An 8,356-nucleotide genomic window follows, 5' to 3' on the forward strand; every position below is an offset into this window, starting at 1 on the left:
TGAGAAGCAACGCCCCCCAAAGCTGCACCGGCGTCCAGCTCCGCCAGACATTCGTCGCGGTACCGGCTCGCCGGTGCCAGTGCCCGGATTCCCCCGATCGCGAGATCGAAATGACCGGTCTGAGGTTGCCCCAAACCTGTTCGATGGGGTTGAGGCCGTAGGCGTAGCTGGGCAGCTGCTCCACCCGCAGCCAGTGTCGTTGCGTGGCGATCCAGGCTTTCATCGCCCGGTAACGGTGGGCGGACAGGCCGTCCCAGATCACGGTGACCCGGTCGCCGGCGAAGTGGTCGCGCAACTCAGTGCGGAACTCGATCAACGATTCGGTGTTGTAGGCCCCTTCTTTCATAGCGAACACGAACGCGGCTTCGCTGCGGTCGGGCCGGTAGGCGAGCACCCCGGACATGGACATGCGTCTCCACGAGAACCGGTGCTGCAGAACAGGTGTGACACCTCGCGGCGCCCAGGTCGCTCTCACTGGGACAGCAGGGAGAATCTGCTTTCGTCTTGGAAGCAGATCCACGCGCCTCGGCGCCGAGCGCTTTTTTTATGCGCGGCCACTCGTTCTTGCGCCACGCGATCGCTTCGTCGTTGCGCTCGACCGCCCGCCGCGCTGGACGCTGCCGACTCCAGCCCAACCGCTCTCGCAAGATCGTCCAGGTCTGCGTAACACGGCCTCGACCTCGGCGATCTGCTCATCGTCGAGCCGCGGCCGACGGCCGACACGATCCGCCCCGACCAGGGCCTCACGGCCGCTCTCGGTCCACGCCTTATGCCAGCGTGAGGCGGTCTGCGCCGATACCTCGAGCTCCACCACGACATCGACCTGTCGCCTACCGGCCTCGAACATCTCCACCGCCCGCATACGACGCTCGCGCAACGCGTCGAAATCCCGCCGCGCAGCCGACCACTTCCGCTTTCGGCCCCGCTCCCGCCCAGCCGACGGCGGCATCCGCTCCAACACCCCGCGATTGTCCTACACCACAGCACAATCCGAGCGAAACAACTCACTGAGTTGCCGAAAGATCTTTAATACCAGGGACCACCACCAGCGGCTGGCCACCATTTGGGGTCAGCCTGCGGAGGGCTGCCTTGCGTGATCAGGCCTCTTCCTGACCGCCGCCCCCATCGGGGCGGAGTCTGTAGCGCGTGGCCGTGTACGCGGCGATGTCAACCTGTCGGGCTCCGTTGTGACAGTGACGTCAAAATTGCCCGATACCAACACCTTCCGCAGAAGGGTGGTGTCAAATTTCACTGTTCAACGGTGTTGTAGATGACCGGTGTCACCAGTCAGGAGCTTGCACGTGCCCTCTGAAATCGATTCCGCGTTCCCGCATCTGGAGGCGGACCTGGACCGCGTCCGCGACCTGCTCGGACCCGTACGGTTCGAGGGCCGCCCCGAGCTGACCGCACTCACCGACGAAGGGCCCGACACCTCCCGCCGCCTGGTCCGTCCCACGTTGACGTTGCTGTCGTACTACCTGCTCACCGATCCCGCCGCCCCGGCTGATGACCGGGTGATACGCGCCGCCGCGGCGGTGGAATTGCTGCACCTGAGCTCGCTGTATCACGACGACGTCGTCGATCACGCCTACCAGCGGCGCGGTCGTGCCAGCGCCAACGCGGTGTGGGGTTCGCACATGGCCGTATTGGGTGGGGACTCCGCGATATTCGCGGGCATGCGGATGCTGGCCGAGCTCGGTCAGCGAGAAATTCTCGCGGGGACGATCGCGGGTGAGCAGATGTGCGCGGGCATGGTGATCGAGGCCGCCGACCAGTATGTGGCCTCCCGCAGCGAGCAGTCCTACCTGGACTCGATCGACGGCAAAACGGCGGCGCTACTGTCGCTGGCATGCCGGGTGGGCGCGATGCAGGCGGGCCGTTCCGAGGATGCAGAAGAGGCGCTGGCCGGATTCGGTCGACAGTTCGGGTTGGCCTACCAGCTGTATGACGACATCCTCGATCTGACCTCGACCGCCGAAGAAATGGGCAAGCCGGTCAACGCGGATCTGCCCGAGGGCATCTACACCCTTCCCGTGATCCGCGCCGCCGCCGACGACCAAAACCTTGCCCGCCTGCTGCACCGAGCAATGACACGTGAGCAAGCCGCATGCGCCCGCGAGCTGGTCATCGCCTCCGGCGCCGTGGACGAAGCACAGGCAGTGGCGGAGGAATTCATCGACCAGGCCGCCGGTCGACTCGCCGCCGTGGCCGTCGACCCGGACGCCCGCCACGCGATGATCGCCTACGTCCGGTCCATCCTCGACCGGCGCACTCCGCTGCCACCGGTCCCGCCGCCCTCGACGCGGGCCCCGCGGGCTTACGGTGGTGGGCTCCCGCCGCGGATCGCGCAATGGGTGCGGAGCTGGATGGTGGACACCAACCTTGCCCGCACCCCGGCCGAGGCCGACTACCACCGGTGGACAGGCGGGGTCCCGCTCCTAGCGCAGCTCTTGGCCCCGGCGAACGAGGCCCGTGAACAGACCGTCTACGGCATGGCAGTGCTGGTCCTTATGTGGGACGACCTGTTCGAGGATCCACAGCTGACCGACCCGCAAGCCGTCACCGCGCTGAGGCGTGGCATGGTGGCAACACTGCGCCAGGACCCGCAGGCACCGTGCAAGTCCGGCGCGATCCCGACCGCCTGGGCGAGTTTGTGGCCGCGCCTGCGGGAGGGCCGCAGCACCCGCTGGCAGGAGCGGTTCCTCGACGACATCGAGGAGTGGTTCAAAGCCTGCGAACGCGAAGCACACCATCGCATCAACGGCTACATCCCTTCAACAGCCGACTACCTGCCGCTGCGGATGTCGACCAGTGGGATCGAAACCATCATCGCCTGCGTGGAGGTGTACCGAGACCGGGAACTGCCCTCGAAGCTGCGCAACCACCCCGTGGTTCGCCGTCTCGAAGAACTCATCTGCTGGGTGGGCTTCGTGGAGAACGACCTGGTGGGGCTGGATCGCGACGAAGCCGACCAAGTCCCCTACAACCTGGTCAGGGCGGTCCGTCACGAAACCGGCTGCACCCGCAGCGAAGCCATCGAGCAGGTGCAGCGCCAAGGGGCCGAGCAACGCGCCCAGATCAACGAGGTGATCCGCTACCTTCCCGCGCTCATCCGCGTCCTTCCTGGCCTGTCGGGCCAGTGGAAGCAATACACGTCGATCTACGAGATGATGACAAGCATGGCGCTCGGACTGCATCAGGCCGATCGGTACACGCCAGCCTCGCATTCCGCAGCACCAGACTTGGAACGCTTGCGCCGCGAGATCTACTACCCCGCCGGCGAACCGGCTCCTACCGAGCCGTAACCTCCCGCAACCAACGAAGTCGGCCCGGGAATCGTGAACCTGCCCGGCACACACCAGGACAAACTCCTTCGGCTGTACCAGGCCATTGTCAACGACAGCCTCCCGCGGAGTCGCCCGGTCCGGATCGGGCAGTGCCCGGATCTGCCGCAACAGCGTCATCCGGCTGACAGTGGCCGCCAGATGCCGGGTCATCCGAGCCCCCGGACGACCGCCTAGGGCCAGCGCCACCGCACACAGCAGGCGTTGCAGGATGCTTGTGCGCCGGGCATACCGCGCCGCCAGCCCCGGGACTTGCTCAGCGAAAGTCCTTCTGCCGCAATCGGAGTTGTCGCAGAACAACCTCCTCACCCGCAACCGGATCACCACCTCACGGCCGGTCATCGCGGTGTCGGACAACCGCCGCCGATAACGGCTATGGACCCGGCGGGACAACGTTCCACAGCCCGGACAAGCGGCCTCCTCGTCGCGGGTGCTCACCTCGAGGTCGACTCGAAGTCCGACCGCGGTCATGCCGTCGAGCTGCAACCCATCCAGGTGCGGGAACAGGACCTCGACCGGTCCAAGATCAGAACACCGGCGACATGATCGATCATCAAGCGCCCGTTCGCAATCCAGGACCGGTCAATCACGCAAACCGTGCCAGATCCCGGATTCAGCCGCCGTTGACACTCGTAGGGCCGATGCGGACACCACCGGGCAGATCACCTGGGGTGAGTGTCGACACTGACCGACTACACCCCGATCCAGGGAGCTGATCGATCTACCCCGACGGATCACTTTGGGCTGGCGGCCGCAGGAGTAGTTACAGGTCGCGCGAGTCTGCTCGGGTGGCCATCGACGTGTGGACACAGCGGGCGTGCTGCCAATTTCGATCGAGGCTGACGATGAGATCACCGCGTTCGACCGATAGATCACAGCTCAGGCAGTGTGCGCCGGGCCACTGCGCGGCGACCGCGCGGCGCGCCAGACCGTAGGCGGCCAGGATGGCGGGACTGCCGGCACCGTAGTCCTTGTCTCCGATGCCGTGGCCGCAGGACAGTCGCGCGGCACGGCCTGTGAACTCGGCGTCGACGTAACCGCAGCTCGCGCATTGAGTCCAGTAGTACGGGCAGTCCTGGCCCCCGTCGGGGTCAGACACAGCATCGACTGACTGTCCCCGCGCCCCGTACGATCCGTCGTGGCCGAAGGTGCTGGGGTCAGGTATCCCCCGTCGGGTACTTGTTCAGGACCCCACATGTTCCCCGTCATCATAGACGGTCTGATGCTCGAAACCAGGTGCCCCAGATAGGAACTCGCAGATGAAACAGCGACCGGTGCGAACCCTCGTCGCATACTCCGCGATATCGGCCGCGACCACGTCCGGTACGGCACCTCGAGATACTCGCCGGTCTCGGGGTGCAGCGTCCACCGTCGCGTTGTCCTTCAGCCGCGGTGATCAGCGCTTGTGTGTCCTGCGGCGTCGCTGGACCCAATCTTGTTCTTCCTCGTCGCGGAGTCGGCTGATCTCGACCCCGATCGCTTCGTCGGTGTGCCCTTGGAAGGCGAGCTGCTTGCGGTTCGCTTCGAGCCAATTCGACAGGGCATTTGCGTAGACTTTTCCCCGTTGGTGGCAGACGAGCGCGGAACGCGACGCCTGGATCATCCCGTCGGCTTTTGCCGCCAACGCGCGAGGGCGCTCGGCTTCGCTGATACCGGCCAGTCTCAGCTGCCAGCGGGTCGCAGCCTCCCACACCTCGTAGACCTCGGTCCATTGCTCTGGGTTGAGCTGGATTCCGCAGATGCGACGGATGCAGCGATCGATCTGAGCTTGTGCGCGAGTAGCCAGGAATTGTGCGCAGCGGGGGTCGATCGGCTCGATCGCTGCCAGATGAGCTTGGTGCGCCGGGTAGATGGTGGGGTCGGGATCGACGATGACGGCGTCGAGTATGTCGATGCCGTCGGTGGTGAGGGGCAGGGATTCTGCACGCAGTGATGCGGCGATGACTTCTGCGTTGGCCCAGGCGTCCTCAGCGGCGTTGCGCAGCAGCGCCTTGTTTCCGACGCCCCACTCTCGGTGTGCAAGGGCACGCAGTCGAGCTTGGTCGCCGGTGAACAGCTCTAGTCGCAGGGCGACGTCTTGAAGCCGCTCTCCCCGGCATTCGACGACCGCTCCGTACTGCGGATTCTCAAGCTCTTGTTGGCGCCGGTATTCGAGATACTCCTCAATCCCGTTGTGGCGGAGGAGGTCGTTGGCGTACATGAGGTCCTCGATGTCCTCCATGTCATCGCTGCATCTGTCCCAGCCGAACAACTCGCGCCACAGCTTCTCGGTCGGTGAGCCGTAGCGGCCTCGCCAAAATTTGTAGTGGCGCGCGACTGCAAGACCATCGATCCATCTGTAGTTGGTGTTCGGGCCGTGGGGGTAGGTGAGTTGCAGCAGAGAGTCGAGTGCGGCCTTGTCGTATGCGGCGTTGTAGGCGGTGAGGATTCGTCCGTCGAGCCGCGGCGCGAGTTCGGCCCAGACCTGACTGAACGTGGCGGGCTCGGGGCGTCGGTACTCGGCTTGGTCGAAGGGGTCGGGCAGGGGCGAGAATCCGAACAGGCGGGTGTGCTGTTCGATGTCGTCGCTGATGTCCCACCGGCCGTGAAGGTGCTCTTGTTCCGTCTCGGACCGCATCGCGTGGATCTCGGCGAGTTGGTCCTCGCAGGATGTGACCCATTCACCCCAGGAGTATTGGCATAGCGGACTGCGGAATCGGATGAGCGTAGGTGTTCCGACGCCGTCACAGCCGACTTCGCATATGCCGATGTACCCCACCGGTGTCGACCGGCCACCCGGCTCGATATCGATGGACACGATGGCTGGCACTTTCGATTCTCACCTTCCTGGCCTGCTGCTGTTCGGGGATGAACAGCAAGTCTCCTCGGAGCCACCGACATTCCCGGCGAGCAGGTGTGGGGACGTGTCATCGTCACCGGTCACCCGGCCTTTCCCGCGTGCTGGGTGGGAAGGCGGGTTCAGCTGGTTCGCTCGCGTGGCGTTGTCGAGGAGTCGGACCAGCGCGTGGATCTCGGTGGGAGAGGCGAGGTCGCGCGGTGCGCGCGGCTCAGAGGACGTCTTGCCGGGGACGGTGGCGGGGCGCTCATCGTGGTGATGTCGGGAGTTGAATGATCTGGCAAGGCATGGACACCATCATCCCCGCGCCGGGCGCGGTGGCTCTTTCTCACACGTCCGGCAACCGCACTGAACACCACATCGATTCAACCGAACGCGCGACGGAGACAGACAGCGCGAAAAACGAAGGACCCGACCATGGTGAGACGACGACGGCGCTCAAGCAGCGCCGCAGGGTGGCTGTTCATGTGCGGTATCGCCGGGCTCATCGCCCTGAGCCCGCTGGTGCGTGCGCTGCACGGACATCTCATCTTCCTCATCGGCGCCACGGTCCTTGTTGTCCTTGCCGTGGTGGGTGCATTGGTGTGGCGGATGATGCATTTACGCGGTCGCGTCGAGCGTAAGCAAGACCATTTGCGGGCGGTGGTGCCGTTTCATCACATGAACGACAAGCAGTTCGAGCACGCGCTGGCGTCGCTGTGCCGGTCCAGCGGCTGCCGCGACGTCCGGGTGTCCGGCGGCCCGGGCGATCGAGGCGCCGACGTGACACCGGATGGGCGGCGAGTGATCCTGCAGGCCAAGCGCTACCACATCAACCATCGCGTTGGCGATCGAGAAATGCAACAACTCGCCGGCGGGCTGCTCACCTGGCACGACTTCGAGATCGCCCTGCTGGTCACTACCTCGTCGTTCACCAAACCCGCCCGGGAAACAGCGGCTCGCAACAACATTCGGCTGGTCGATAACAAGGCCCTGGCGGTGTGGAATTCCGGGCCGGACCATGCGCCGTGGGACGATCGCCGGACGCAACCGAGCTCACGGCCCTCGATGTTCGTCCGACTGACCAGCTCTCGTCGCAGACCCCCACTCGCGCATCGCTAGACGGCCAGCTGTGACGCATACGATCGCGCATACGGGGGGTCGATCGCGGTGCGTACGGGCAAATTTCGTGGAGAGCGACTCACCGTGAGAGGTCATTTGAACTGTGAATCCGAACAGTCTCGACGTGGTTGTCACCAACAGGTGCGCCGATGCGTGCGCGGAGACCTTCGGGTTGGTTGATCGCGAGGCCGCCCGCCGGTGGCTGCTGGAGATCATCAGCAGCCGCGGCGCCGTGGTCGACCAACTCCCCGCGCCGATGGCCGGACGCCGCAGCCGGTCCGGATGGTTCCTCCTGGCCGACAGACTGGTGGCCCTTCCCCTCGCACTCGACACCGACGCCTCCGGGCGCCAGCAGTGGATCGCCACCAACTGCCTGGCCGTCCCGCGTCACGACCGGGCGATCGACCCCACCGCCCTGAACGGACCTGCGTTGCTGGCCCATGTGCGGTTGACAACACACGCGATCGAGCGGTTCCAGCAGCGCGGAGGCGGTCACCCCGACCTCGAACACGCCCGCGCCCAGTTGACCCACATCCTCACCCCCCACAGTCCATGCCAGCCGCCGATCACCGGCGTGGTGGCGCTCGCGCGAGCCCGCCGGCTACTACCTAATCGGCGGCGACCACGACGAATGGTGCCTGCCGATACGCCCCGGCGCACAGACATTCGACGCCACCACCTGCATGCACCGGGCAACGCAGCTGTTCGAGCTGGACTCGGCAGGCTTGGTCGCGATGTGCCGGATCGACGAGCAGCGGCTCCCATCCGGCAGCCGACCGCACCGAATCCTGCAGTCCGCGTTGACGAGACAGGCTGCCCTGTCGTGGCACCGGCCACGCCGGGCACGGCCGAACCCGTGGGCCACGTGGTCGCTGATCCTCGGTGACGACATGAGCGCCGCAGTCTCCTATGACCCCGAACATCCTGTACCACTGACCATTCGGGACCTGGACGATCTGCGACCGTTCTGGATTAGATGGTTCTCACGGTGAACTCACCAGGACCAACGACGCGACAACAGCCGGTGTCACGGGCCGCGCTATGCGAGTTCGAAAACGGTTGGCGCTGTGTGGGT

Annotated in this window: 7 protein-coding genes and 1 pseudogene; 3 read left to right on the forward strand and 5 right to left on the reverse strand. The window is 65.4% G+C overall.

Annotation, left to right across the window (positions count from 1 at the left end; genetic code table 11):
- Together ABH933_RS45255 and ABH933_RS45260 are read right to left on the reverse strand one after the other, a co-directional pair.
- Window positions 1–520, reverse strand: a 520-nt coding sequence (locus ABH933_RS45255) for a transposase (protein ID WP_429429289.1), incomplete at its 3' end; no start/stop codon positions are given.
- A 24-nt stretch (window positions 521–544) separates the two neighbouring features.
- Window positions 545–949, reverse strand: coding sequence for a helix-turn-helix domain-containing protein (locus ABH933_RS45260; RefSeq protein WP_429429300.1), 405 nt, complete (start codon window positions 947–949; stop codon window positions 545–547).
- A gap of 352 nt (window positions 950–1,301) precedes the next feature.
- Here ABH933_RS45260 and ABH933_RS45265 point away from each other — a divergent pair, with 352 nt between their 5' ends.
- A complete protein-coding gene (locus tag ABH933_RS45265; RefSeq protein WP_429429290.1) occupies window positions 1,302–3,305 on the forward strand; it encodes a polyprenyl synthetase family protein in 2,004 nt (667 codons plus the stop codon).
- A 336-nt stretch (window positions 3,306–3,641) separates the two neighbouring features.
- On the opposite strand, the pseudogene ABH933_RS45270 reads toward ABH933_RS45265, so the two are convergent.
- The 3 genes and pseudogenes from ABH933_RS45270 to ABH933_RS45280 all read right to left on the reverse strand — a co-directional run.
- Window positions 3,642–3,815 (reverse strand): annotated as a pseudogene (locus ABH933_RS45270) (transposase family protein); the annotation flags it as partial.
- A 292-nt stretch (window positions 3,816–4,107) separates the two neighbouring features.
- Complete coding sequence (locus ABH933_RS45275; RefSeq protein WP_429429292.1) at window positions 4,108–4,443, reverse strand: hypothetical protein; 336 nt, start codon at window positions 4,441–4,443, stop codon at window positions 4,108–4,110.
- Window positions 4,444–4,740: 297 nt separating this feature from the next.
- Window positions 4,741–6,153 (reverse strand): hypothetical protein, encoded by a 1,413-nt coding sequence (locus ABH933_RS45280; RefSeq protein WP_429429294.1) that lies wholly within the window; start codon window positions 6,151–6,153, stop codon window positions 4,741–4,743.
- Window positions 6,154–6,597: 444 nt separating this feature from the next.
- On the opposite strand from ABH933_RS45280, the gene ABH933_RS45285 reads away from it, so the two are divergent.
- Both ABH933_RS45285 and ABH933_RS45290 read left to right on the forward strand, forming a co-directional pair.
- Window positions 6,598–7,281 carry a restriction endonuclease gene (locus ABH933_RS45285; protein ID WP_429429296.1) on the forward strand — a complete coding sequence of 228 codons (684 nt, stop codon included), beginning with the start codon at window positions 6,598–6,600 and terminating at the stop codon, window positions 7,279–7,281.
- 103 nt (window positions 7,282–7,384) lie between these two features.
- Complete coding sequence (locus ABH933_RS45290) at window positions 7,385–8,167, forward strand: hypothetical protein (protein ID WP_429429298.1); 783 nt, start codon at window positions 7,385–7,387, stop codon at window positions 8,165–8,167.
- Window positions 8,168–8,356: the final 189 nt, after the last annotated feature.

Origin of the sequence: Nocardia sp. GP40, from assembly GCF_050434125.1 — a bacterium.
Classification (GTDB): Bacteria; Actinomycetota; Actinomycetes; order Mycobacteriales; family Mycobacteriaceae; genus Nocardia; species Nocardia albiluteola.

What these genes read in the sequence shown, in the direction of transcription:
- ABH933_RS45285 (WP_429429296.1), top strand. Translation starts at nt 6,598, where the DNA reads ATGGTGAGACGACGACGGCGCTCAAGCAGCGCCGCAGGGTGGCTGTTC.
- ABH933_RS45260 (WP_429429300.1), bottom strand. Translation starts at nt 949, where the DNA reads ATGCCGCCGTCGGCTGGGCGGGAGCGGGGCCGAAAGCGGAAGTGGTCG.